17 protein-coding genes and 7 tRNA genes are annotated in these 24,573 nt (G+C 52.7%); 21 read left to right on the forward strand and 3 right to left on the reverse strand.

Annotated elements, in window-relative coordinates:
- Positions 1-254: 254 nt before the first annotated feature.
- The 3 genes from HV334_RS17015 to HV334_RS17025 are packed head-to-tail and all read left to right on the forward strand — an operon-like array spanning position 255 to position 4,716.
- Positions 255-1,256 carry a LacI family DNA-binding transcriptional regulator gene (locus tag HV334_RS17015; protein ID WP_181220676.1) on the forward strand — a complete coding sequence of 334 codons (1,002 nt, stop codon included), beginning with the start codon at positions 255-257 and terminating at the stop codon, positions 1,254-1,256.
- 34 nt (positions 1,257-1,290) lie between these two features.
- Positions 1,291-3,399: an ADP-ribosylglycohydrolase family protein gene (locus HV334_RS17020; protein ID WP_181220677.1), complete on the forward strand. Its 2,109-nt coding sequence runs from the start codon at positions 1,291-1,293 to the stop codon at positions 3,397-3,399.
- A gap of 33 nt (positions 3,400-3,432) precedes the next feature.
- Complete coding sequence (locus HV334_RS17025; RefSeq protein WP_181220678.1) at positions 3,433-4,716, forward strand: ABC transporter substrate-binding protein; 1,284 nt, start codon at positions 3,433-3,435, stop codon at positions 4,714-4,716.
- A gap of 58 nt (positions 4,717-4,774) precedes the next feature.
- Here HV334_RS17025 and glnS read toward each other — a convergent pair whose 3' ends face one another.
- Positions 4,775-6,442: a glutamine--tRNA ligase gene (gene glnS, locus HV334_RS17030; protein ID WP_016152250.1), complete on the reverse strand. Its 1,668-nt coding sequence runs from the start codon at positions 6,440-6,442 to the stop codon at positions 4,775-4,777.
- A gap of 187 nt (positions 6,443-6,629) precedes the next feature.
- Positions 6,630-8,579 (reverse strand): PTS N-acetyl glucosamine transporter subunit IIABC, encoded by a 1,950-nt coding sequence (nagE, locus tag HV334_RS17035; protein WP_181220679.1) that lies wholly within the window; start codon positions 8,577-8,579, stop codon positions 6,630-6,632.
- Between the two features lie 342 nt (positions 8,580-8,921).
- Between nagE and nagB the strand changes: the two genes are divergently transcribed.
- From nagB to HV334_RS17095, 12 genes are all read left to right on the forward strand, one after another.
- Positions 8,922-9,722, forward strand: a complete 801-nt coding sequence (gene nagB, locus HV334_RS17040; RefSeq protein ID WP_003022803.1) for a glucosamine-6-phosphate deaminase — start codon at positions 8,922-8,924, stop codon at positions 9,720-9,722.
- Between the two features lie 60 nt (positions 9,723-9,782).
- Positions 9,783-10,931: an N-acetylglucosamine-6-phosphate deacetylase gene (nagA, locus tag HV334_RS17045; RefSeq protein ID WP_046274596.1), complete on the forward strand. Its 1,149-nt coding sequence runs from the start codon at positions 9,783-9,785 to the stop codon at positions 10,929-10,931.
- A gap of 8 nt (positions 10,932-10,939) precedes the next feature.
- A complete protein-coding gene (locus tag HV334_RS17050; protein WP_016152247.1) occupies positions 10,940-12,160 on the forward strand; it encodes an N-acetylglucosamine repressor in 1,221 nt (406 codons plus the stop codon).
- A gap of 157 nt (positions 12,161-12,317) precedes the next feature.
- Positions 12,318-13,070 (forward strand): ribonucleotide monophosphatase NagD, encoded by a 753-nt coding sequence (nagD, locus tag HV334_RS17055; protein WP_005121413.1) that lies wholly within the window; start codon positions 12,318-12,320, stop codon positions 13,068-13,070.
- Between the two features lie 252 nt (positions 13,071-13,322).
- Positions 13,323-14,987 carry an asparagine synthase B gene (gene asnB / locus HV334_RS17060; protein ID WP_003835552.1) on the forward strand — a complete coding sequence of 555 codons (1,665 nt, stop codon included), beginning with the start codon at positions 13,323-13,325 and terminating at the stop codon, positions 14,985-14,987.
- 222 nt (positions 14,988-15,209) lie between these two features.
- Positions 15,210-15,286, forward strand: a tRNA-Met gene (locus HV334_RS17065).
- 8 nt (positions 15,287-15,294) lie between these two features.
- A tRNA-Leu gene (locus tag HV334_RS17070) sits at positions 15,295-15,379 on the forward strand.
- Positions 15,380-15,402: 23 nt separating this feature from the next.
- A tRNA-Gln gene (locus HV334_RS17075) sits at positions 15,403-15,477 on the forward strand.
- Between the two features lie 37 nt (positions 15,478-15,514).
- Positions 15,515-15,589 (forward strand) — tRNA-Gln (locus HV334_RS17080).
- A gap of 21 nt (positions 15,590-15,610) precedes the next feature.
- Positions 15,611-15,687 (forward strand) — tRNA-Met (locus tag HV334_RS17085).
- 43 nt (positions 15,688-15,730) lie between these two features.
- A tRNA-Gln gene (locus tag HV334_RS17090) sits at positions 15,731-15,805 on the forward strand.
- Between the two features lie 36 nt (positions 15,806-15,841).
- Positions 15,842-15,916, forward strand: a tRNA-Gln gene (locus HV334_RS17095).
- Positions 15,917-16,019: 103 nt separating this feature from the next.
- On the opposite strand, the gene ubiF is transcribed toward HV334_RS17095, so the two are convergent.
- A complete protein-coding gene (gene ubiF / locus HV334_RS17100) occupies positions 16,020-17,195 on the reverse strand; it encodes a 3-demethoxyubiquinol 3-hydroxylase (RefSeq protein WP_181220680.1) in 1,176 nt (391 codons plus the stop codon).
- A 145-nt stretch (positions 17,196-17,340) separates the two neighbouring features.
- Here ubiF and miaB point away from each other — a divergent pair, with 145 nt between their 5' ends.
- The 6 genes from miaB to gltI all read left to right on the forward strand — a co-directional run bounded on the left by miaB (position 17,341) and on the right by gltI (position 24,343).
- Positions 17,341-18,771 carry a tRNA (N6-isopentenyl adenosine(37)-C2)-methylthiotransferase MiaB gene (gene miaB, locus HV334_RS17105; RefSeq protein WP_103766019.1) on the forward strand — a complete coding sequence of 477 codons (1,431 nt, stop codon included), beginning with the start codon at positions 17,341-17,343 and terminating at the stop codon, positions 18,769-18,771.
- 191 nt (positions 18,772-18,962) lie between these two features.
- Positions 18,963-20,009: a PhoH family protein gene (locus tag HV334_RS17110; RefSeq protein ID WP_019076268.1), complete on the forward strand. Its 1,047-nt coding sequence runs from the start codon at positions 18,963-18,965 to the stop codon at positions 20,007-20,009.
- The gene (ybeY, locus tag HV334_RS17115) at positions 20,006-20,473 is read left to right on the forward strand and encodes an rRNA maturation RNase YbeY (RefSeq protein ID WP_181220681.1); all 468 of its coding nucleotides are present in this window, start codon (positions 20,006-20,008) and stop codon (positions 20,471-20,473) included. The genes HV334_RS17110 and ybeY overlap by 4 nt, the downstream gene beginning before the upstream one ends.
- Positions 20,474-20,635: 162 nt before the next feature.
- On the forward strand, positions 20,636-21,514 hold the full coding sequence (gene corC / locus HV334_RS17120; RefSeq protein WP_005121418.1) for a CNNM family magnesium/cobalt transport protein CorC: 879 nt from the start codon (positions 20,636-20,638) through the stop codon (positions 21,512-21,514).
- Positions 21,515-21,538: 24 nt separating this feature from the next.
- The gene (lnt, locus tag HV334_RS17125) at positions 21,539-23,077 is read left to right on the forward strand and encodes an apolipoprotein N-acyltransferase (protein WP_094760687.1); all 1,539 of its coding nucleotides are present in this window, start codon (positions 21,539-21,541) and stop codon (positions 23,075-23,077) included.
- A 357-nt stretch (positions 23,078-23,434) separates the two neighbouring features.
- On the forward strand, positions 23,435-24,343 hold the full coding sequence (gene gltI, locus HV334_RS17130; protein ID WP_016152242.1) for a glutamate/aspartate ABC transporter substrate-binding protein GltI: 909 nt from the start codon (positions 23,435-23,437) through the stop codon (positions 24,341-24,343).
- Positions 24,344-24,573: the final 230 nt, after the last annotated feature.

Consider the following 24,573-nt stretch of genomic DNA (forward strand, 5'->3'; position numbering starts at 1 on the left):
CTTCAATTTTATTATTATATATATAATTCCACCCCTAATAATTGTCTTTGCATTCGCAAAACAAATTAATTCTCAAGCGTCATTAATTCGCTCTGCAAACAGAACGTTTGAACTCCTGAATTCACTCTCCGTCGTTGATGTGACCGTCCTCGGATTTTCCACACAAATACACTCACTTTATAAGGTTTTTATTGACAGCTACCGGGTGTCCCATTATTCAAAGATGCAGGTTATACGTATAAGTTGATAAATAAATGACAAAACGCATCACGCAGAAAGACGTTGCTGCCCTGGCTGGCGTTTCACAGGCGGTGGTATCCGTGGTACTCACCAAAGGAAATCACACCTACCCACACGAGACAGTGAGCCGGGTTGAGCAAGCGGCTAATCAGCTGGGATATATACCGAACCGTTTTGCACAAGCGCTGAAAACCAATAAAACCATGTCGATCGCCTGCATCGTGCCGGATATCGCCAACCCTTTTTATGCCTCGCTCGTCCGTGGCGTTCAGTCGGTGACGGATAGGTATCACTACGATGCGATCGTGGCCAGCACCGATGGATTACGGGAAAGAGAGCTGCATTTTTTGCGCTGGTCAGCGCAGGGGCGGGTCGACGCCGTGGTGGGGACATTTTTTAACGTCGGGATGAAAGATTTTGCCCCGTATCTTCAGGCAGGGATCCCGATTGCACGTATTGAAGCCAGAATGAAAAAAAACGGCCCGCTACCGCTGCATAATGTTTATATCGACAACGCCGCTGCCGCGCGCAGCGCCGTCGAATATCTGCTGGCACAGGGGCACCGAAATATCACGATGATCGCCAGCGCTGGCGGTCCTGAGCCTGCCAGAGTGGAAGGATATCGCCAGGCGATGACCCAGGCCGGCCGCCTTCCGCGCATCAAAATTCTGCCAGGTTTTAACGAACAGAGCGGCTATCAGATCGCGATGCAGCTGATTAATGACGGTACGCTCCCGGATGCGATTTTCGCCGCCAACGATTTAATGGCTATCGGCGTGATGCGTGCCGCAAGGGAGAAAGGCATCACGATCCCGGAGCAGCTTGCGGTGATGGGGTTCGATGATATTCCCGCCGCCGGGCTGGTAACCCCTTCCCTGACCACTATCGCCCAGTACCCGGAGCAGCTTGGGCAAAAAGCGGCCGCCCTCCTCCTGGCGCAAACTGATATCACCGCACCGCTCCAGGGCAGCACCACAGAAATGCCCTGGGGCCTGGTAAAAAGAGAATCCGCCTGAACGGCTGATAAAACACCACACAAGGATCAAACAGATGGATTTGCCTTCAGATTATGAGTCGCGCGTTTATGCAGGGGTGTTAGGGAAATTAATCGGCGTCTACCTTGGCCGCCCTTTCGAAGGATGGACCTACGAAAAAATTATGCAGGAGCTGGGGCCGATCCAGTATTACGTCCACGAAAAATTTAACCGTCCGCTGGTTGTCACCGACGATGATGTCGCCGGAACCTTTACCTTTATCCGCGCACTGGAAGATTATGCCCTGCCGCCGGATCTGAGCGCAGAACAGATGGGTCACTGCTGGCTTAATTACATCATTGATAAACGCACCATCCTCTGGTGGGGCGGCAACGGTAATTCGACGGAACACACCGCCTGGCTGAATCTCAAAAAAGGCATTCCGGCTCCGCTAAGCGGAGCCATTGCGACCAACGGGAAAACGATTGCCGAACAGATTGGCGCACAAATCTTTATTGATAGCTGGGCGCTTGTCGCACCGGGACAACCCCGTCTGGCGGCAGAACTTGCCAAAAATGCCGCCAGCGTGAGCCATGACGGTGAAGCGGTGTATGCCGCTATGCTCTGGGCGGCGATGGAATCACAGGCCTTTATTTGCCAGGAGATCGAACAGCTTATTGACGTTGGACTATCCGTGATCCCGGCAGAGTCGCAAATAGCCCAGCTGGTTGGCGATATCCGTCGCTGGCGACGGGAAGATAACGACTGGCAGACGACCCGCCAGCGAATCGACGACAACTATGGCTATCACAAATATCCCAGCAATTGTCACATCATCCCTAATCATGCGCTGATGATTATGGCGATCCTTTACGCGCCGGACGACTTCCAGCAGGCCCAGTGCATTGTCAATACGTCAGGATGGGACACTGACTGCAATGCGGGGAATGTCGGCTGTCTGTCCGGCATTATGCTGGGACTCCAGGGTATTGACGCAGGCCCGGACTGGCGCGGGCCGCTGGCGGACAGAATGCTGATCTCCTCAGCCGACGGAGGGTTCTCCATAAACAACGCCGTGCGGATCACCGATTACCTGGTCGGGCTGGGACACCAGATTGCCGGTCTGCCGCGCCCTGAAGCCAAAAAATCCGGCGCGCAGTACCATTTCTCACTACCGGGCAGCGTGCAGGGTTTCCGCTGGCTTAATGAAGAAAATGCGGCCGCGGTTGAGGTTAAAAATGAGGCGCACCTGGGGCGGCAGATGTTGAGTCTGCACTATCGCCATCTTGCGCCCGGACTTCACGCCAGCGTGACCACGCAAACCTTTACCCCGCCTGAAATCGTGGAAATGCGCAGCTACGATTTAATGGCTACCCCACTTATCTACCCAGGTCAGCGTCTTCAGGCCACCCTGATTGCGCCACCGGATAACACATCCGCGTTAAACGTGCGGCTCTGCTACCGGGTTTATGATGACAACAATCAACTGACGCCCCAGTACGGCGCCGCGCAGAGCATAGCCCCGGGTGAATCGCTAACGCTGGCGTTGGATCTCCCGGACTGCCAGGGCCAACCGATCGGCGAGATTGGCGTAACAATCAGCACCGATGCCCGCGTTGCCCGCGGTCGCCTGCTCATCGACAGTATGCGCTGGGACGGCGCGCCTGAGCTGACCCTGCGAAAACCCACAGGGGAAAATAATTTCTGGTGGCGGGCCTGGGTAAACGGCGTGGATCTCTTTTCGCGCCACTATCCCACCAGCTTTCGCATCTCCAAAGAGTACGACGAGGGATTGATTATTCACGGAACCCGGCAGTGGGATAACTACCGCGTTCAGAGTGACATTACGCTGCATTCAGGGGAGTACGGCGGTCTGGCTTTTCGGGTGCAGGGGATGAGGCGCTATTACGCCGCGCGCATCCTGCGCGACGGGAAATTACAGATCGTCCGCGTGCGCGACACCAGCACCAAAGTTCTGGCAGAAGCGGCGTTGTCCGACGTGTACGAGCGCCCTGTGTCGTTCGATATCAGCGTCAACGGGCAGATTATCTCCGCGACCGTTGACGGTAAAACGCTGCGCGTGGAGGACGCTGAACGCGAAGCCTTTATGGATGGCGGGATCGGTTTACTGATTTGCGCGGGTGCGCTGTCGACGGACGCTATCCATATCAGCGCCAGTTGCTAATCAACGGAAATGGACGACAACAAAGGATTAAAAATGAACATACCAAAAACAATGCTGGCGCTTGTAACAGCCGTTTTGCTTTCAGGCTGTGAGGATAAACCGCAGCAGGTGACCATCGAATTTATGCACTCCGCCGTTGAGCAGGAGCGCCAGACCGTCATTGCCGGGATCATCAACCGCTTTCAGCAAGAGAATCCGGATATTATTGTGAAGCAGGTTCCCGTCGAAGAGGATGCCTATAATACCAAAATCATTACCCTTGCCCGCTCAGGATCACTGCCGGAGGTCGTCGAGGTCAGCCATGACTATGCCAAAGTCATGGATAAAGAGCAGCTTATCGACCACAAAGCGGTGAAAACGCTGATCGACAGGCAAGGTGAAAGCGCCTTCTACGACGGTGTGCTGCGCATTGTTCGCACCGAAGACGGAACGGCCTATACCGGCGTGCCGATCAGCGCCTGGCTGCAGGGAGTCTGGTATCGGAAATCGGTACTGGCTAAAGCGGGAATCGACGAACCCAAAAACTGGACGCAGCTGCTGGAAGCGGCACGCAGGCTGACCGACAGCGCCAGTAAAAAATATGGCATCGCGCTGCCGACGGCTGAAAGCGTCATGAGCGAACAAACCTTCTCTCAGTTCGCACTTTCAAACGGTGCCAATGTGTTCAACGCAAACGGCGACATCACGGTTAACTCAGCGGAAATGCAGGCCTCGCTGAACTATTATCGCGAACTGGCCCGCTATACCATGCCTGGCTCAAACAACGTAACAGAGATCAAAGACGCCTTTATGAACGGTACCGCGCCGATGGCGGTCTATTCGACCTACATCCTGCCAGCGATTTATCAGGATGGTTCACTGGCGGATTTAGGCTTTGTCGTGCCGAGCGAAAAATCACCTGCCGTATTTGGCGTTATCACATCATTAACGCTCACAGCCGGTCAGACTGAGGCAGAAACGAAAGCCGCCGAAAAATTTGTCAGCTTTATGGGACAGGCGCAGAACGCGGCTGACTGGGTATTGATGTCGCCGGGGGCGATGCTGCCGGTGACGAAGGCCGCCGCGCAAAACGTCAGTTGGAAGAACAACCCTGCCGTCAAAGTCTTTGGAACTCTCCCTGAACAGCTGATTGCCCAGTACCCAAATATGCAGGTCTTTGGATCGGTCGGCGAGAAGAACTTTACGCGGATGGGGGATATTACCGGCTCCATGATCCTCAGTGAAATGGTCAATCAGGCGACGGTGGATAAGCAGGAGACATCGGTGGTGCTGGAACGCAGCCAGCAGCGGGTTCAGGCGTTAATGCAGCATAAGTAAAACAGAAAAATCCGCCTCAAACGTCGCGGTGGCGGCGTTTGAGGCAGTGTGGCAGGAATTACTCGCCGACTTTAGCCCACGTATCGCGCAGACCTACAGTGCGGTTAAATACCAGCTTGTCAGCCGTTGCATAGCGGCTGTCGAGGCAGAAATACCCTTCACGCTCAAACTGGAACGCTTTACCTGCAATCGCAGCCTGCAGTGACGGCTCACCGTAACCCTGCTTAATGACCAGCGATTCCGGGTTGATCACGGACAGGAAGTCTTCCGCCGCACCTGGGTTTGGCACGCTAAACAGACGATCGTACAAACGGATTTCAATCGGCAGCGCATGGGACGCGCTCACCCAGTGAATAACACCTTTTACTTTACGACCATCAGCCGGATCTTTGCTCAGGGTGTCGGCATCGTAGGTGCAGAAAATGGTGGTGATATTCCCTTCTGCATCTTTCTCTACACGTTCAGCCTTGATCACGTAAGCATTACGCAGACGTACTTCTTTGCCCATCACCAGACGCTTGTACTGCTTGTTCGCTTCTTCGCGGAAGTCTGCGCGATCGATCCAAATTTCACCGCTAAACGGCACTTCACGGCTGCCCATTTCCGGTTTGTTCGGATGGTTAGGCATGGTAACCAGCTCGCTTTCGCCCTGCGGATAGTTTTCGATAACCAGTTTCACCGGATCGATAACTGCCATCGCGCGCGGGGCGTTTTCGTTCAGATCTTCGCGAATGCAGGACTCCAGAGAAGCGATCTCAATGGTGTTATCCTGCTTGGTCACGCCAATGCGTTTGCAGAACTCACGAATAGCGGCAGCGGTATAACCACGACGACGCAGGCCAGAAATCGTCGGCATACGCGGATCGTCCCAGCCTTCAACGTGCTTGTCGGTCACCAGCAGGTTCAGCTTGCGTTTGGACATCACGGTGTATTCCAGATTCAGGCGCGAGAATTCGTACTGGCGCGGGTGAACCGGAATGGTGATGTTGTCCAGCACCCAGTCGTACAAACGACGGTTATCCTGGAACTCCAGCGTACACAGTGAATGCGTAATGCCTTCCAGCGCATCGCTGATGCAGTGGGTAAAATCGTACATCGGGTAGATGCACCACTTGTTGCCGGTCTGGTGGTGTTCGGCGAACTTAATACGGTACAGCACCGGATCGCGCATCACGATAAACGGCGAAGCCATATCGATTTTCGCGCGCAGGCAGGCTTTACCTTCTTCAAAACCACCGGTACGCATTTTTTCGAACAGTGCCAGGTTCTCTTCGACGCTACGATCGCGGAACGGGCTGTTTTTACCTGGCTGCGTCAGAGTGCCGCGGTATTCGCGGATCTCCTCCGCTGACAGTTCATCAACGTACGCCAGGCCTTTATTAATAAGCTCTACCGCATAGGCGTGAAGCTGATCGAAGTAATCCGAAGAGTAGCGAATATCGCCAGTCCAGTGGAAACCTAACCATTCAACGTCGTTTTTAATCGACTCAACGTACTCGATATCTTCTTTAACCGGGTTCGTATCATCAAAACGCAGGTTGCACTGGCCCTGGTAATCTTGCGCAATGCCAAAGTTCAGACAAATGGATTTCGCGTGGCCAATGTGCAGATAGCCATTTGGCTCCGGCGGAAAACGTGTATGGATAGTGGTGTGCTTACCACTGGCCAGATCTTCATCGATGATCTGACGAATAAAGTTACTCGGGCGGGCTTCAGCCTCACTCATCGTGGATTCCTCAAAGCGTAAACAACGTATAACGGAACATGATCTTATAAGCGACGTCAGGAGACAACTATTTGTTGCACAAAAAAGGTGTTTCAACAGGATATATGTGGATATTTGCTGCAAAAAAAAGCGGCGGAGGAATATCCCCCGCCGCTTAAGGCACTTAACTCACTTTACTCAGGAGCAGTTATTTACCTTTAATCTCATACAGTGGTGTTTGACCAGCAACCACATGACCTTCGGCTTTAATGACCAGAGCACCGAAATCATCGCTGTTGCTGCACACAACCGGGCTAATCATGGAACGTGCGTTAGCGTTCAGGAACTCCAGATCCATTTCCAGAATCGGTTGACCTGCAGTCACTTCCGCACCTTCTTCAACCAGACGCTTAAAGCCTTTACCTTCCAGCGCTACTGTATCGATGCCCATGTGGACCACGATTTCCGCGCCTTTAACGGTTTCCAGACAGAACGCATGGTTAGTGTTGAAGATTTTCACGATGGTGCCGGCAGCCGGAGCAACCACGATTTTATCCGTTGGCTTCACCGCCACGCCGTCGCCTACAGCTTTGCTGGCGAAGGCTTCATCAGGTACCTGCTCCAGCGCAACCACGTCACCGGTAATCGGAGAAACTAAAGTTTCAACGGTTACAGCGTTCGCTACAGCTTGCGGTTTAGCAACCGGAGCCGCTGCTGCTGGCGCACTTTCACCAGACGCTGCAGCCACCGGGCCACGCGCAACAACTTTCTTCATTTCGTCGCCGATAGATTCGGCCTTCGCACCCACGATGACCTGGATAGTTTGCTTGTTCAGCTTAACCACTCCAGATGCGCCTAAACGTTTACACATCGCATCATTTACGCGACCGGAGTCGGCAACGGTCAGACGCAGACGAGTGATACAGGCATCAATCGCTTTCAGGTTATCGGTACCGCCAACTGCTGCAATGTAGTTGGTTGCCAGTTGAGCCAGACCTTCTTCAGTGTTGCTGTTCGCTTCTTCAGTAACGATATCGTCTTCTTTATCTTCACGGCCCGGCGTTTTCAGGTTAAACATACGAATAACCGCGCTGAACAACACAAAGTAAATGACGAAGAACACCAGGCCCATCACGACCAGCATCCAGACGTTCTGACTCGCCGCCGGCAGGTTGTACATCAACACGTAGTCGATAGCACCTGCGGAGAAGGAGAAGCCCGCGTGGATCCCCAGCAGTGTTGCAACGAACAGGCTGATACCCGTTAACAGTGCGTGCAGGAGGTACAGCAATGGCGCCAGGAACATGAACAGGAATTCCAGCGGCTCGGTAACACCGGTCAGGAACGCGGTGATCGCAACGGACAGCAGCATACCGCCAACCATCGGACGACGTGCTTTCGGAGCGGCGAAGTACATTGCCAGCGCCGCACCCGGCAGACCAAACATCATGATCGGGAAGAAGCCAGACATGAACATACCCGCAGTGCCGTCACCCGCGTAGAAGCGGTTGATGTCACCGTGGAATACGGTACCTGCAGCGTTAGTGAATTCACCAATCTGGAACCAGGCGATGGTGTTCAGCACCTGATGCAGACCGGTTGGGATCAGCAGACGGTTGATGAAACCAAAGATACCGGAACCCAGCTCGCCAGCGCCCACGATCCACTCACCGCCCGCATGGATGGCGTTCTGCACCGGCGGCCACACGTAGCCGAAGATAGCAGCCAGCACCAGACAGAAGAAGCCAGTGGCGATCGGCACGAAGCGTTTGCCGCCAAAGAAGCTCAGGAAGTCAGGTAATTTGATACCAGACCAACGGTTATACACTGCACCGCCGACCAGACCAGTGATGATACCTGCCAGCACGCCCATGTTGATGGCCGGGTTAATGGTAACCATTGCTTTGGTCAATATGAAATAACCGACCGCACCCGCCAGCGCTGCAGCACCCGCGCTGTCTTTTGACCAACTGGAAGCCACACCGATAGCGAAAATTAACGCCAGGTTATCAAAGATGGCCCCACCCGCTTGCGCGATGAAGGGTACGTTAAGTAAATCTGGTTGGCCGAATCGCAGCAGCAGTGCCGCGACTGGCAGCACAGCGATGGGGAGCTGTAACGCCCTACCCAGCCGCTGGAAAAAACCTAAAATATTCATTTTATTCCCCCTACGAGACCCCGATTAGGCTTCTTTGAAGCCATATTTTTATTGTGCGACCATTCCTGACAGCAAGATTCTGGAACAACAATATTAACCATTCATCTACATTCAGAGTGTGTGAAAATTTAATTCGTATCGCAAATTAAATGCGTGTTTTTTGTGATTCCAGTCACCAAATATCGTTATTAACCCTCCCTTCCACTGGCTAACTACGAAAACTTATTTTATCATTCAAAAAATCGAAACGGATTGATCCTTACCGATGCAAAACCAGGTTACGCTTAATACTGCACAGAGACTCAATCCGCCAATTGCTTACATTTACTTTTGAGGTGAAGAATGAGACTGATCCCCCTGAATACCGCTGAACAAGTCGGCAAATGGGCTGCTCGCCATATCGTTAACCGTATTAACGCGTTCAAACCAACGGCTGATCGTCCGTTCGTTTTGGGCCTGCCGACTGGCGGTACTCCGCTGACAGCCTACAAAGCATTGGTTGAAATGCACAAAGCGGGCCAGGTAAGCTTCAAGCATGTTGTAACGTTCAATATGGACGAATATGTTGGCCTGCCGAAAGAGCATCCGGAAAGCTACCATAGCTTCATGCATCGCAACTTCTTTGATCACGTTGATATTCCAGCAGAAAACATCAACCTCCTCAATGGTAACGCACCGGATATTGATGCAGAATGCCGTCAGTATGAAGAAAAAATCCGTTCTTACGGTAAAATCCACCTGTTTATGGGCGGCGTAGGCAACGATGGTCACATCGCGTTCAACGAACCAGCCTCTTCTTTGGCTTCCCGTACCCGCATCAAAACGCTGACTCACGACACGCGTGTTGCGAACTCACGCTTCTTTGACGGCGACGTCAGCCAGGTGCCTAAATATGCGCTGACCGTTGGCGTGGGCACCCTGCTGGATGCTGAAGAAGTGATGATCCTGGTACTGGGCCACCAGAAAGCGCAGGCGCTGCAAGCCGCCGTTGAAGGCAACGTTAACCATATGTGGACCATCAGCTGTCTGCAGCTGCATCCGAAAGCCGTTGTGGTCTGCGATGAGCCTTCCACCATGGAACTGAAAGTGAAGACGCTGAAATACTTTAACGAGTTAGAAGCGGAAAATATTAAAGGTCTGTAATTGATGTCTCCGCCCTGTCGATAAGTTGCAGGGCGGCATTTTTTGAAATCGGGGGTCGGAATGTATGCTTTAACCCAGGGCCGGATTTTTACCGGTCACGAAATTCTTGATGACCATGCGATTGTTGTCGCCAATGGCCTGATTGACAGCGTTTGCCCACTGACTGAGTTACCGTCAGGAATTGAACAGCGCTCACTGAATGGGGCCATTGTTTCCCCCGGTTTTATCGATGTACAGCTAAACGGCTGCGGCGGCGTACAATTTAACGATACGGCAGAAGCCGTGACCGTTGAAACGCTGGAAATCATGCAGAAAGCCAATGAAAAATCTGGCTGCACCAGCTACCTGCCAACGCTTATCACCACCAGCGATGACCTGATGAAACAAGGCGTTCGCGTCATGCGTGAATACCTGGCGAAACACCCGAATCAGGCACTAGGGCTTCATCTGGAAGGTCCGTGGCTGAATCTGGTGAAAAAAGGCACCCATAATCCGGGATTTGTCCGTCAACCGGACGCTGCGCTGGTTGATTTCCTGTGCAATAATGCCGATGTGATCACCAAAGTGACGCTGGCGCCAGAAATGGTCCCGGTAGAGGTCATTACCAAGCTGGTGAATGCGGGTATTGTGGTTTCTGCGGGTCACTCAAATGCAACGGTAAAAGAAGCAAAAATCGGGTTCCGCGCAGGCATCACCTTTGCGACGCATCTGTTCAACGCGATGCCGTACATTACCGGTCGCGAACCTGGTCTGGCGGGCGCTATTCTTGATGAAGCCGATATCTATTGCGGTATCATCGCCGATGGCCTCCACGTTGATTACGTGAACATTCGTAATGCCAAACGCCTGAAAGGCGACAAGCTGTGCCTGGTCACCGACGCAACCGCACCAGCAGGTGCAAACATTGAACAGTTCATTTTCGCTGGTAAAACAATATACTACCGTAATGGATTGTGCGTTGATGAGAACGGTACACTGAGCGGCTCATCATTAACCATGATTGAAGGCGTACGCAATCTGGTCGAACATGCGAATATCGCTCTCGACGAAGTCTTACGTATGGCAACGCTCTACCCTGCTCGCGCCATTGGCGTCGACAAACAACTCGGCAGCATCGCGCCAGGCAAAGTAGCCAACCTGACTGCGTTCACGCACGACTTTAAAATTATCAAGACCATCGTTAATGGCAACGAGGTCGTTACTGAGTAAGAGAAAGAATGACACCAGGCGGACAAGCTCAAATAGGTAATGTTGATCTCGTAAAACAGCTTAACAGCGCGGCGGTTTATCGCCTGATTGACCAGCATGGGCCAATCTCGCGAATTCAAATTGCCGAGCAAAGCCAGCTTGCCCCCGCCAGCGTAACGAAAATTACGCGTCAATTGATTGAACGCGGGCTGATCAAAGAAGTCGACCAGCAGGCCTCCACCGGGGGCCGCCGCGCTATCTCTATCGTCACCGAAACCCGCAATTTCCACGCGATTGGCGTACGCCTGGGCCGCCACGATACTACGCTCACGCTCTATGATATGAGCAGTAAAGTGGTCGCTGAAGAGCATTATCCCCTCCCGGAGCGCACCCAGGAAACGCTGGAATATGCGCTGCTCAACACCATTGCCACCTTTATTGAGAACTGCCAGCGGAAAATCCGCGAGCTGGTTGCGATTTCCGTCATTCTGCCAGGCCTTGTTGATCCTGAAAGCGGCGTCATCCGCTATATGCCGCACATTCAGGTCGAAAACTGGGGGCTGGTCGAAGCACTCGAAAAACGCTTTAAGGTCACCTGCTTTGTCGGTCACGATATTCGCAGTCTGGCGCTGGCCGAGCACTATTTCGGGGCAAGCCAGGATTGCGAAGACTCCATTTTGGTGCGTGTTCACCGCGGAACCGGGGCGGGAATCATCTCCAATGGCCGAATTTTTATTGGTCGCAATGGCAACGTGGGTGAGATTGGCCATATTCAGGTAGAGCCGCTGGGTGAGCGCTGTCACTGCGGTAATTTCGGCTGTCTGGAAACAATTGCCGCCAATGCCTCTATTGAACACCGCGTGCAGAACTTATTGAAACAGGGTTATCCAAGCCGACTCACGCTGGATGATTGCGGCATTAAAGCCATCTGTAAGGCGGCTAATAAAGGCGATAACCTGGCATCAGAAGTCATTGAGCACGTTGGTCGTCACCTGGGTAAAACCATCGCCATCGCCATCAACCTGTTTAACCCACAAAAAATCGTCATTGCGGGCGAAATTACCGAGGCTGATAAAGTGCTGCTGCCTGCTATAGAAAGCTGTATCAACACGCAGGCGTTGAAAGCGTTTCGCCACAATTTACCGGTGGTTCGTTCCACGCTGGATCACCGCTCAGCCATTGGCGCCTTTGCGCTGGTGAAGCGTGCGATGCTCAACGGTACATTGCTGCAACGTTTGCTGGAAAGCTAATACCAAGCTGCCTCTGCGTTAGCTGCATCTGCTCACCTCAGTCACTTACTTCAGTAAGCTTCCGGGGTTCTCAGACTTGTGCCGCCTTGATGCAACTCGAATGATTTAGTGTATTTTGTGTATAGTAATGCCTTCTTTTTTTGATGTCGGATTGTCCATGGCCATTAAGAATGTAATTTGTGATATCGACGGCGTGCTGATGCACGACAATGTTGCCGTACCGGGTGCGGCAGAATTTCTGACTGGGATCCTGGAAAAAGGCCTGCCGTTAGTTTTGCTGACTAACTATCCTTCACAGACCGGGCAGGATTTGGCAAACCGCTTCGCCACCGCGGGTGTGAATGTCCCTGATAGCGTCTTTTATACTTCCGCCATGGCTACCGCTGATTTTCTTCGCCGCCAGGAAGGGAAAAAGGCCTACGTGGTAGGTGAAGGTGCGTTAATTCACGAGCTGTATAAAGCCGGGTTTACTATTACTGACGTGAACCCCGATTTTGTGATTGTTGGCGAGACGCGATCCTATAACTGGGACATGATGCATAAAGCGGCATATTTTGTGGCCAACGGCGCGCGTTTCATCGCCACAAACCCGGATACTCACGGACGCGGTTTTTATCCCGCCTGCGGTGCGCTGTGCGCCGGTATCGAAAAAATCTCTGGCCGCAAGCCGTTTTATGTGGGCAAACCCAGCCCGTGGATTATTCGCGCGGCGCTCAACAAAATGCAGGCGCATTCGGAAGAGACCGTTATCGTCGGCGACAACCTGCGTACCGATATTCTGGCGGGCTTCCAGGCGGGTCTCGAAACCATCCTGGTATTGTCTGGCGTTTCGACGCTCGACGACATTGACAGCATGCCGTTCAGACCAAGCTGGATTTACCCGTCCGTTGCGGAAATTGATGTGATTTGATGCGTAAGCCGGATAAGACGCCCCCGCGTCATATCCGGCCAGAAGAAATCCTTCCATTTAATAAAACCGCCATAAAATTATCGATTCATTAATAAACCCGTCTATTCCGTAATCTTTTTTCACCAATCCACAATGACCATTGCGTTTTTTATTTTCTGACCCGTAATTCACTTGCGCCCTCTCCAGCTTTGCGGCATTTTCTTTATCAAGCAAACATAAAAAGCATCACGCAACAGGTTAACGGAGAAGGTTATGTGTTCTATTTTTGGCGTATTCGATATTAAAACTGACGCAGTTGAACTGCGTAAAAAAGCCCTGGAATTGTCTCGTCTGATGCGCCATCGCGGCCCGGACTGGTCGGGTATTTACGCCAGTGATAACGCCATTCTGGCGCACGAACGTCTGTCCATCGTCGACGTCAACGCCGGTGCCCAGCCGCTGTACAACGTGAAGAAAACGCATATCCTGGCGGTTAACGGTGAAATTTATAACCATCAGGCGCTGCGCGCTGAATACGGCGATCGCTATCAGTTCCAGACCGGTTCCGACTGCGAAGTTATCCTTGCGCTGTATCAGGAAAAAGGCCCAGAGTTTCTGGATGACCTGCAAGGCATGTTTGCTTTTGCTCTGTACGACAGCGAGCAGGACGCTTATCTGATCGGTCGCGATCATATCGGGATCATCCCGCTGTATATGGGTTACGACGAGCACGGTAACTTCTACGTTGCGTCTGAAATGAAAGCCCTGGTTCCCGTGTGTCGCACGATCAAAGAATTCCCGGCCGGTAGCTATTTATGGAGTAAAGACGGCGAAATTCGTCAGTACTACCAGCGCGACTGGTTTGAATACGATGCGGTAAAAGACAACGTTACCGATAAAAACGAGTTGCGTCAGGCACTGGAAGATGCAGTGAAAAGCCACCTGATGTCAGATGTTCCTTATGGTGTATTGCTGTCCGGCGGTCTGGATTCATCCGTCATTTCCGCAATCACCAAAAAATACGCCGCGCGTCGTGTTGAAGATCAGGAGCGTAGCGAAGCCTGGTGGCCGCAGTTGCACTCCTTCGCAGTAGGCCTGGAAGGCGCACCGGACCTGAAAGCCGCGCAAGAGGTGGCGAACCATCTGGGTACTGTACACCATGAGATCCACTTCACCGTGCAGGAAGGTTTGGATGCTATCCGCGACGTGATTTATCACATCGAAACTTACGATGTTACGACGATTCGCGCCTCGACCCCGATGTACTTAATGTCGCGTAAAATTAAAGCGATGGGCATTAAAATGGTGCTGTCGGGCGAAGGTTCTGACGAAGTATTTGGCGGCTATCTCTATTTCCACAAAGCACCAGATGCAAAAGAGCTGCACGAAGAGACCGTGCGTAAGCTGCAGGCGCTGCATATGTTCGACTGTGCCCGTGCCAACAAAGCTATGTCGGCCTGGGGAGTGGAAGCTCGCGTGCCCTTCCTGGATAAGAAATTCCTTGATGTGGCGATGCGCATCAACCCACAGGACAAAATGTGCGGCAACGGCAAAATGGAAAAACATGTTCTGCGTGAATGTTTTGAGTCCTACCTGCCAGCAAGCGTTGCATGGCGCCAGAAAGAGCAGTTCTCCGATGGTGTCGGTTACAGCTGGATTGATACCCTGAAAGAGGTGGCCGCTGAGCAAGTTTCTGACCAACAACTGGAAACCGCCAGCTTCCGTTTCCCTTACAACACGCCATCATCTAAAGAAGCGTATTTGTACCGTGAGATTTTCGAAGAGCTGTTCCCGGTTGCGAGCGCTGCGGAATGTGTGCCTGGCGGGCCGTCTGTTGCCTGTTCTTCTGCCAAAGCAATCGAATGGGATGAGGCGTTTAAAACCATGAACGATCCTTCTGGTCGTGCGGTTGGCGTACATCAGTCCGCTTATAAATAAGTTAATCCTTAGAAAAGGGCCCTGCGGGGCTCTTTTTTATGTCTATTTTCTGTGCAAAAAAACAATTAATAACTAATAATTGCCGAATATTGCGTCATGCTGTTCGCAACCTAACCAAACAGTCACATTCCAGCTATTTTCAATGAAAAAGGGGTTGACGCTTCAAGGCTCAATACGCATAATGCGCCCCGCAACGCCGATAAGGTTACGCGAAAAAAAGATGGCTACGTAGCTCAGCTGGTTAGAGCACATCACTCATAATGATGGGGTCACAGGTTCGAATCCCGTCGTAGCCACCATCTTTTTTGCGGGAGTGGCGAAATTGGTAGACGCACCAGATTTAGGTTCTGGCGCCGCAAGGTGTGCGAGTTCAAGTCTCGCCTCCCGCACCATTCACCCGTAAGCGTTGCACGGATGGGGTATCGCCAAGCGGTAAGGCACCGGTTTTTGATACCGGCATTCCCTGGTTCGAATCCAGGTACCCCAGCCATTTTTTCTTCGATGTAGCGGTTCACCGCAACGGTCATTGGGGTATCGCCAAGCGGTAAGGCACCGGTTTTTGATACCGGCATTCCCTGGTTCGAATCCAGGTACCCCAGCCATCGAAGAATATGATAATATCTGGCTACGTAGCTCAGCTGGTTAGAGCACATCACTCATAATGATGGGGTCACAGGTTCGAATCCCGTCGTAGCCACCATATTAAGGACGTATCGACTCGTTCGGTAAATCCAAAAAATTGTTGGGGTATCGCCAAGCGGTAAGGCTCTGGTTTCTGATACCAGCATTCCGAGGTTCGAATCCTCGTACCCCAGCCAATTTCAAAAAGCCGTCCATTCTGTGGATGCACCCGTTGGGGTATCGCCAAGCGGTAAGGCTCTGGTTTCTGATACCAGCATTCCGAGGTTCGAATCCTCGTACCCCAGCCATATTAAAAAAGCTCGCTTCGGCGAGCTTTTTGCTTTTCTGCATTTATTACCTGATGGCGTTATGCTTACCAGGCCTACAACGTTCTCTGTAGGCCTGTCTGAATTACAATCCTAACGCGAACTTGAGTGCCTGGCGTTTCAGCACGCCGGCGCGCTCTGCGGCCATTAGCCCAAGATTACGCATGATACGCAGCGGCTGCAGGTTGTTGCTAAATCCTGCGTAGAACAGATCCATGCCGCTTTGCATGATGAAATTGTCAGTCATGCGACGGTTCTGATAGCGCTTCAGCACCAGCTGACTTGCCCAGAACTCACCGTAGCTGCGCGCATTCACCAGCACGTCAATCAGCGCATCCACATCACGGAACCCCAAATTAACGCCCTGCCCCGCCAGCGGATGAATGGTATGCGCGGCGTCACCCACCAGCGCCAGTCCTGGCTGCACATATTGCAGCGCGTGACGGCGCGTTAGCGGGAATGCCCCCGCTGCGACAGGCGTAACGTTACCGAGTCGCGATGGGAAATGTTTGGCGATCTCCGCCTGCAGTTGCGACATATTCAAACCTTGCAACTGGCGGATACGCGCCGGTGAGTCGTACCACACCAGCGAGGCCCAGTTATCAAACAGCGGTAAAAATGCGCGCGGACCGTCAGGGGTGAATTGCTGCCAGGTGCTGTCTCCCGGCGAATTCTCGCATTGTACGGTTATCAACATACAGGACTGCGCATACTGCCAGGCATGGATACCAATCCCGGCCATTTTCCGCACCTGAGAATTTGCGCCATCGGCGCCGATGACCAGCTTCGCGCTGATTTTTTCCCCACCAGCCAGCTCAAGCTCATGCCGATCGTTATGTTGATGCAGAGAGATCAGCGACGCAGGCACCCGCAGCGTGACTTTGGGGTGAACGTCCAGAGCCTGCCAGAGCACCTGTTGCAGGACCGTGTTTTCCACCATATAGCCCAGTAAGGGCAGCTTAAGCTCGGCGGCATCAAACATCACATGGGCATTTTCCCATTCCCACGTTTCCAGACGACGGTAAGGATGGCTGCGCATCCCCTGAACCGTATCCCAGACGCCCAGCCCTTTCAGTAACGACACGGAGGCGGAGCTGATGGCCGAAATTCTGACATCAGGCTGTCCGTCAGCCACAAACGGCGCGGGAACGGCATGCTCAATGACCGTTACCGTAAATCCATGCTGCGCCAGTCCTAGCGCCAGCGCGCCGCCGACCATCCCCCCGCCGACAATGGCAATTTCCGTTGGTTGATTTGTCATGGTCAATTATCCTGTTACATGTATTGTGTAAGTTTACAGGATTTTTTACCCCTTGAGGCTGACATCCGTCATACTGGTCACAACCGCGCCAAAGCAGTACACTATGCGCCCTGCATTTCAGCCACAATTTCGCAAGAGCAAGTCGATGACCAAAAAACTCCATATTAAAACCTGGGGCTGTCAGATGAACGAATACGATTCATCGAAGATGGCCGATCTGCTGGATGCCACCCATGGGTATCAACTGACCGACGTGGCCGAAGAAGCGGATGTGCTGCTGCTGAATACCTGCTCTATCCGTGAGAAGGCTCAGGAAAAAGTCTTCCATCAGTTGGGCCGCTGGAAGCTGTTAAAAGAGAAAAACCCCAAGCTGATCATCGGAGTCGGTGGCTGTGTTGCGTCTCAGGAAGGCGACCATATTCGCCAACGCGCGCACTATGTCGATATTATTTTTGGGCCGCAAACCCTGCATCGTCTGCCGGAAATGATCAACAAAGTGCGTGGAAGCACCACCCGTAGCCCGGTGGTTGATATCAGTTTCCCGGAGATCGAAAAATTCGACCGCCTACCGGAACCGCGTGCTGAAGGTCCAAGCGCTTTCGTGTCAATCATGGAAGGTTGTAATAAATATTGTACATACTGCGTGGTGCCATACACCCGCGGTGAAGAAGTGAGCCGTCCGGCGGACGATATTCTGTTTGAAATCGCCCAGCTTGCGGCGCAAGGCGTGCGTGAAGTGAACCTGCTGGGACAAAACGTGAACGCCTGGCGCGGTGAAAACTACGACGGCACGACCGGATCTTTTGCCGATCTGCTGCGTCTGGTCGCGGCGATCGATGGCATTGACCGTATCCGCTTCACCACCAGCCATCCGATCGAATTCACCGATGATATCATTGAAGTGTATCGTGACACGCCAGAACTGGTGAGTTTCCTGCACCTGCCGGTTCAGAGCGGTTCAGATCGCGTACTGAACCTGATGGGACGCACCCATACCGCGCTGGAATATAAAGCGATCATCCGCAAACTGCGCGCAGCGCGTCCGGATATCCAGATTAGCTCCGACTTCATCGTTGGCTTCCCAGGCGAAACCACGCAGGATTTCGAGCAGACCATGAAGTTGATTGCAGACGTCAATTTTGACATGAGCTACAGCTTTATCTTCTCTGCGCGTCCAGGCACCCCTGCCGCCGATATGGTTGACGACGTGCCGGAAGAAGAGAAAAAACAGCGCCTGTATATTCTGCAAGAGCGTATTAACCAGCAAGCTATGGCCTGGAGCCGTCGCATGGTCGGCACGACCCAGCGCATTCTGGTTGAAGGCACATCGCGTAAAAGCATCATGGAACTGTCTGGCCGTACCGAAAATAACCGAGTGGTGAACTTTGAAGGCAACCCGGAGATGGTCGGTAAGTTCGTGGATGTAGAAATTACCGATGTCTGGACGAACTCCCTGCGCGGTAAAGTGGTGCGCACCGAAGACGAAATGGGTCTGCGCATCGCTGAATCCCCTGAGTCAGTTATTGCGCGTACCCGCAAAGAAAACGATCTGGGCGTCGGTATTTATCAGCCTTAATCTTCAATGCCCGATGGCGCTACGCTTATCGGGCTTACTCTTCTGGGCTCGCTGCCCCGGCGGGCCTTGTAATCTACCTCATCATCCCCATATTTATCGCAATGCTTGCGCCTTTCCCCCATGGCGTGAATAATTTCCTTAGATGCCGGTAAATGTTCAGCGTCCGGCAAGACATGCAAAAGAGGAACAGTTTGAACATAGACACTCGCGAAATCACCCTTGAACCCGCAGACAATGCCCGCCTGTTGAGCCTTTGCGGCCCATTTGATGACAACATCAAGCAGCTGGAACGTCGCCTCGGCATCGAAATTAACCGCCGTGATAACCACTTTAAGCTGACCGGTCGCCCAATTTGCGTCACCGCGGCGGCAGATATTTTACGTAGCCTGTACGTCGATACTGCCCCAATGCGGGGTCAGACGCAGGACATTGAGCCTGAACAAATTCATCTGGCAATTAAAGAAGCGCGAGTGCTTGAGCAAAGCGCAGACAGCGTGCCGGAATTTGGCAAAGCGGTGAACATCAAAACCAAGCGCGGGGTAATTAAGCCGCGTACGCCGAACCAGGCACAATACATTGCGAATATCCTCGACCACGACATCACCTTTGGCGTTGGCCCTGCGGGTACGGGTAAAACGTATCTTGCGGTTGCCGCTGCGGTCGATGCGCTTGAGCGTCAGGAGATCCGTCGAATCCTGCTGACCCGTCCGGCAGTGGAAGCGGGCGAAAAACTCGGCTTCCTGCCGGGTGACCTCAGCCAGAAAGTCGATCCCTACTTACGACCGCTGTATGACGCACTGTTCGAAATGCTCGGGTTTGAGAAGGTCGAAAAGCTGATTGAGCGTAACGTCATTGAAGTTGCGCCGCTGGCCTACATGCGCGGTCGTACGTTAAACGATGCGTTCATCATTCTTGATGAGAGCCAGAACACCACCATCGAACAGATGAAAATGTTCCTGACCCGTATCGGCTTTAACTCCAAAGCGGTTATCACCGGCGATATCACCCAGATTGACCTGCCGCGAAGCACCAAATCCGGTCTGCGTCATGCCATTGAAGTGCTGGCTGAAGTTGACGAAATTAGTTTTAATTTCTTCCATAGCGAAGACGTGGTTCGCCACCCGGTGGTCGCCCGTATCGTCACGGCGTATGAAGCCTGGGAAGAAGCAGAACAGAAACGCAAAGCCGAGCTGGCTGCAGAACGCAAGCGCGAAGCTCAGGAGCAGGAACAAAAATGAGTCAGGTTATTCTCGATTTACAGCTGGCATGTGAAGACGAATCCGGTTTACCAACAGAAAGTCAGTTTCAGGGTTGGCTGGATGCGGTGATCCCCCAGTTTCAGGAAGAGTCTGAAGTTACCATTCGTCTGGTCGATGACGCGGAAAGCCACGAGCTGAACCTGACCTATCGCGGGAAAGATAAATCAACCAACGTACTCTCTTTCCCGTTTGGAGCCCCGCCGGGCATTGAAATGCCGCTGCTGGGCGATTTGATCATCTGCCGTCAGGTAGTCGAGAAAGAAGCGCAGGAACAAGGCAAACCGCTTGAGGCCCACTGGGCGCACATGGTGGTGCACGGTAGCCTGCATTTACTCGGTTACGACCATATCGAAGACGATGAAGCGGAAGAGATGGAATCCCTCGAAACAGAGATTATGCTTGCTCTGGGCTATGAGGATCCGTACATTGCCGAGAAAGAATAAGCATTTCGAAATCTTGTAAGCCTGATAAGGCGCAGCCGCCATCAGGTATTGCGCCTTATCCGGCTTACCTGGTTTGAAGTACGATGAAGAGACATGCCGTCAACAGCTGAATATACGCATGACGAGCTTTGTATTAACTAACATGAGAACCCATACGACGCCATGAGCGACGACAATTCACACAGTAGTGACACCTTAAACAGCAAAAAGGGATTTTTCTCCCTGTTACTGAGCCAACTTTTCCACGGTGAACCAAAAAACCGCGACGAACTGTTGGAGCTGATCCGTGATTCCGGGCAAAACGACCTTATCGATGAAGATACGCGCGATATGCTCGAAGGGGTGATGGATATTGCGGACCAACGCGTGCGCGACATCATGATCCCTCGCTCTCAGATGATTACCCTGAAACGCAACCAGACCCTGGACGAATGTCTCGATGTCATTATCGAGTCTGCCCACTCGCGTTTCCCGGTGATCAGCGAAGACAAAGATCACATTGAAGGGATTCTGATGGCCAAGGATCTGCTGCCGTTTATGCGCAGCGATGCCGAAGCCTTCAGCATGGAGAAAGTGTTACGCCAGGCGGTTGTCGTACCTGAAAGCAAGCGAGTTGACCGCATGCTGAAAGAGTTCCGCTCCCAGCGTTATCATATGGCTATCGTCATCGACGAATTCGGCGGTGTCTCAGGTCTGGTGACCATTGAGGACATCCTTGAACTGATCGTGGGTGAAATTGAAGATGAGTACGACGAAGAAGACGATATCGATTTCCGTCAGCTCAGTCGCCACACCTGGACCATTCGCGCTCTGGCGCCGATCGAAGACTTCAACGACGCTTTCGGTACCCATTTTAGCGACGAAGAAGTAGATACCATCGGCGGGCTGGTCATGCAGGCCTTTGGTCATCTGCCCGCGCGCGGGGAGACTATCGACATTGATGGTTACCAGTTCAAAGTGGCAATGGCCGACAGCCGTCGTATTATTCAGGTTCATGTCAGAATTCCGGACGACTCACCCCAGCCCAAACTGGACGAATAAACCCGAAACTGGATCTAAGACTACATGGCATTTGCCCCATTAATTGAACGCCAGCGCATTCGCCTGCTGCTGGCGTTATTATTCGGTGCCTGCGGGACGCTGGCTTTCTCTCCGTATGACATCTGGCCCGCTGCGATCGTTTCGCTGATGGGCCTGCAGGCTCTTACCTTCAATCGCCGTCCGCTCCAGTCTGCCGCAATCGGCTACTTCTGGGGATTGGGGCTGTTTGGCTCCGGCATCAACTGGGTTTACGTCAGCATCGCGCAGTTTGGCGGTATGCCGGGTCCCATTAATGTGTTCCTCGTGGTTCTGCTTGCCGCATACCTTTCCCTCTACACCGGCCTGTTTGCCGGCGTGTTGGCGCGTCTGTGGCCGAAAACCACCTGGATACGCGTGGCGATTGCCGCGCCGGTCGTCTGGCAAATAACCGAATTCCTGCGCGGCTGGGTACTGACCGGCTTTCCGTGGCTACAGTTCGGCTACAGTCAGATCGACGGTCCGTTAAAAGGGCTGGCTCCGGTAATGGGCGTTGAGGCGATTAACTTCCTGCTGATGGTGGTTAGCGGCCTGCTGGCGCTGGCGCTGGTGACGCGTAACTGGAAGCCGCTGATTGCCGCGCTAGTGCTCTTTGCTCTGCCCTTTCCGCTGCGCTATATCCAGTGGTACACGCTTGAGCCGGAAAAAACCACTCAGGTCTCGATGGTGCAGGGTGACATTCCGCAGTCGCTCAAATGGGATGAAGGTCAGTTACTCAACACCCTGAAGATTTATCTCGACGCCACCCAGCCTGAGATGGGCAAATCACAGCTGATCATCTGGCCAGAATCCGCTATCCCGGACCTGGAAATTAATCAGCAGCGTTTCCTGGGCATGATGGATGACCTGCTGAGATCGAAAAACAGCACGCTGATTACCGGTATCGTTGACGCGCGTCTGAACAAGCAGAATCGTTACGACACCTACAACACCATCATCACGCTGGGTAAAGACAGCCCGTACAGTTACGACTCCAGCAACCGCTACAACAAAAACCATCTGGTACCGTTTGGCGAGTTCGTCCCGCTGGAATCGATCCTGCGCCCGTTAGCGCCGTTCTTTGACCTGCCAATGTCGTCTTTCAGCCGTGGGCCTTATGTGCAGCCACAGCTGCATGCGCACGGCTTTAAGCTGACGGCTGCCATCTGCTATGAAATCATTCTTGGCGAACAGGTACGGGATAATTTCCGCCCGGATACGGACTACCTGCTGACGATTTCCAACGATGCCTGGTTTGGTAAATCCATCGGCCCGTGGCAGCACTTCCAGATGGCGCGTATGCGTTCCCTCGAGCTGGCGCGCCCTCTGCTGCGTAGCACCAACAACGGTATTACGGCGGTGATTGGTCCACAGGGTGAGATTCAGGCGATGATCCCGCAGTTTACCCGCCAGGTCCTGACCACCAGTGTGACGCCAACGACGGGCTTAACCCCTTATGCCCGTACCGGTAACTGGCCGCTCTGGCTGCTGACCGCGCTGTTTGGCTTTGGTGCGGTGGTAATGAGCCTGCGCCAGCGTCGTAAGTAACCTTCCTTTCCCGGCCGGATAACGTTTCGCTTATCCGGCCCACAAAACATTTCCCGCTCCCCATTCTGGCACGTCTATTGCTTTGTTCTACAAGACAAATGCAGTTTTGGCTGAATGTGCAACCTGGTCGCACCAACGTTGAGCGCCGGTAGCACCTGAAAAGTGCAACAAGATATTTTTGCCCCCAAATGGTGCGGCGCACTTCGCAAAAATAAACAATAAAACAGCAAATTCTTTACATTCATCCAAACTAAATGTTAACAAACATATACAAGACTGCACGTTTTAGTAGCAAACAATAACAACATCACAATGGGTATCAATGCGTCCCTGGCGCAGACGATAAAGGAGTTGGATATGCAATTACGTAAGCTCGCCACTGCCATGCTGGTCATGGGAATGTCAGCCGGTCTGGCGCACGCAGAAGACGCAGCACCAGCGGCAGGCAGCACGCTGGACAAGATCGCCAAAAACGGCGTGATTGTGGTCGGCCACCGTGAATCATCGGTACCGTTTTCTTACTACGATAATCAACAAAAAGTGGTCGGTTATTCACAGGATTACTCCAACGCGATCGTTGAAGCCGTGAAGAAAAAGCTGAACAAGCCTGACCTGCAGGTGAAACTGATCCCGATTACTTCACAAAACCGTATCCCGCTGCTGCAAAACGGCACCTTCGACTTTGAATGTGGCTCCACCACCAACAACGTCGAGCGCCAAAAACAAGCGGCTTTCTCTGACACCATTTTCGTTGTTGGTACTCGTCTGCTGGCGAAAAAAGGCGGCGACGTCAAAGATTTCGCCGATCTGAAAGGTAAAGCCGTAGTCGTGACTTCGGGTACCACCTCAGAGGTGCTGCTGCACAAGCTGAATGAAGAGCAAAAAATGGATATGCGCATCATCAGCGCGAAAGACCACGGTGACTCTTTCCGTACTCTGGAAAGCGGCCGCGCCGTTGCCTTTATGATGGATGACGCCCTGCTGGCTGGCGAGCGCGCGAAGGCGAAGAAACCAGACAACTGGGAGATCGTCGGCAAGCCGCAGTCTCAGGAAGCTTACGGCTGCATGCTGCGTAAAGATGACCCTCAGTTCAAAAAGCTGATGGATGACACTATCGCCAAGGCGCAGACCTCAGGCGAAGCTGAGAAATGGTTTGATAAGTGGTTTAAAAATCCAATTCCACCGAAGAACCTGAACATGAATTTCGAACTGTCAGACGAGATGAAAGCCCTGTTCAAAGAACCGAATGATAAAGCGCTTAACTAATTAATTAGAAGAGTACACAAAACCTTTCAAGTTATATCGAGGCGGCAACTGAGCGAATTCCCGGGCGCTTACATGAGTAAGTAACCGGGATGAATAAAGGCAGCCAACAACGAGATATCTTGAAGGATGAAGTGTAATCAGGGAGGCTTCCCCTCCCTCTCGATTGCTACTCAGCACGGACAGACTATAAGCCTGATGGTCGTTCCCCATCAGGCCTGAAAACCGCAAAA

This window comes from Citrobacter sp. RHBSTW-00944 (assembly GCF_013615435.1).
Lineage (GTDB): Bacteria > Pseudomonadota > Gammaproteobacteria > Enterobacterales > Enterobacteriaceae > Citrobacter > Citrobacter braakii.

Excerpts from the sequence above, each read along its gene's own strand:
- ubiF (WP_181220680.1), bottom strand. The coding sequence starts at position 17,195 with ATGACAAATCAACCAACGGAAATTGCCATTGTCGGCGGGGGGATGGTC.
- nagA (WP_046274596.1), top strand. The coding sequence starts at position 9,783 with ATGTATGCTTTAACCCAGGGCCGGATTTTTACCGGTCACGAAATTCTT.
- HV334_RS17050 (WP_016152247.1), top strand. The coding sequence starts at position 10,940 with ATGACACCAGGCGGACAAGCTCAAATAGGTAATGTTGATCTCGTAAAA.
- glnS (WP_016152250.1), bottom strand. The coding sequence starts at position 6,442 with ATGAGTGAGGCTGAAGCCCGCCCGAGTAACTTTATTCGTCAGATCATC.
- nagB (WP_003022803.1), top strand. The coding sequence starts at position 8,922 with ATGAGACTGATCCCCCTGAATACCGCTGAACAAGTCGGCAAATGGGCT.
- corC (WP_005121418.1), top strand. The coding sequence starts at position 20,636 with ATGAGCGACGACAATTCACACAGTAGTGACACCTTAAACAGCAAAAAG.
- lnt (WP_094760687.1), top strand. The coding sequence starts at position 21,539 with ATGGCATTTGCCCCATTAATTGAACGCCAGCGCATTCGCCTGCTGCTG.
- gltI (WP_016152242.1), top strand. The coding sequence starts at position 23,435 with ATGCAATTACGTAAGCTCGCCACTGCCATGCTGGTCATGGGAATGTCA.
- nagD (WP_005121413.1), top strand. The coding sequence starts at position 12,318 with ATGGCCATTAAGAATGTAATTTGTGATATCGACGGCGTGCTGATGCAC.
- miaB (WP_103766019.1), top strand. The coding sequence starts at position 17,341 with ATGACCAAAAAACTCCATATTAAAACCTGGGGCTGTCAGATGAACGAA.
- HV334_RS17025 (WP_181220678.1), top strand. The coding sequence starts at position 3,433 with ATGAACATACCAAAAACAATGCTGGCGCTTGTAACAGCCGTTTTGCTT.
- HV334_RS17015 (WP_181220676.1), top strand. The coding sequence starts at position 255 with ATGACAAAACGCATCACGCAGAAAGACGTTGCTGCCCTGGCTGGCGTT.
- nagE (WP_181220679.1), bottom strand. The coding sequence starts at position 8,579 with ATGAATATTTTAGGTTTTTTCCAGCGGCTGGGTAGGGCGTTACAGCTC.
- HV334_RS17020 (WP_181220677.1), top strand. The coding sequence starts at position 1,291 with ATGGATTTGCCTTCAGATTATGAGTCGCGCGTTTATGCAGGGGTGTTA.
- asnB (WP_003835552.1), top strand. The coding sequence starts at position 13,323 with ATGTGTTCTATTTTTGGCGTATTCGATATTAAAACTGACGCAGTTGAA.
- ybeY (WP_181220681.1), top strand. The coding sequence starts at position 20,006 with ATGAGTCAGGTTATTCTCGATTTACAGCTGGCATGTGAAGACGAATCC.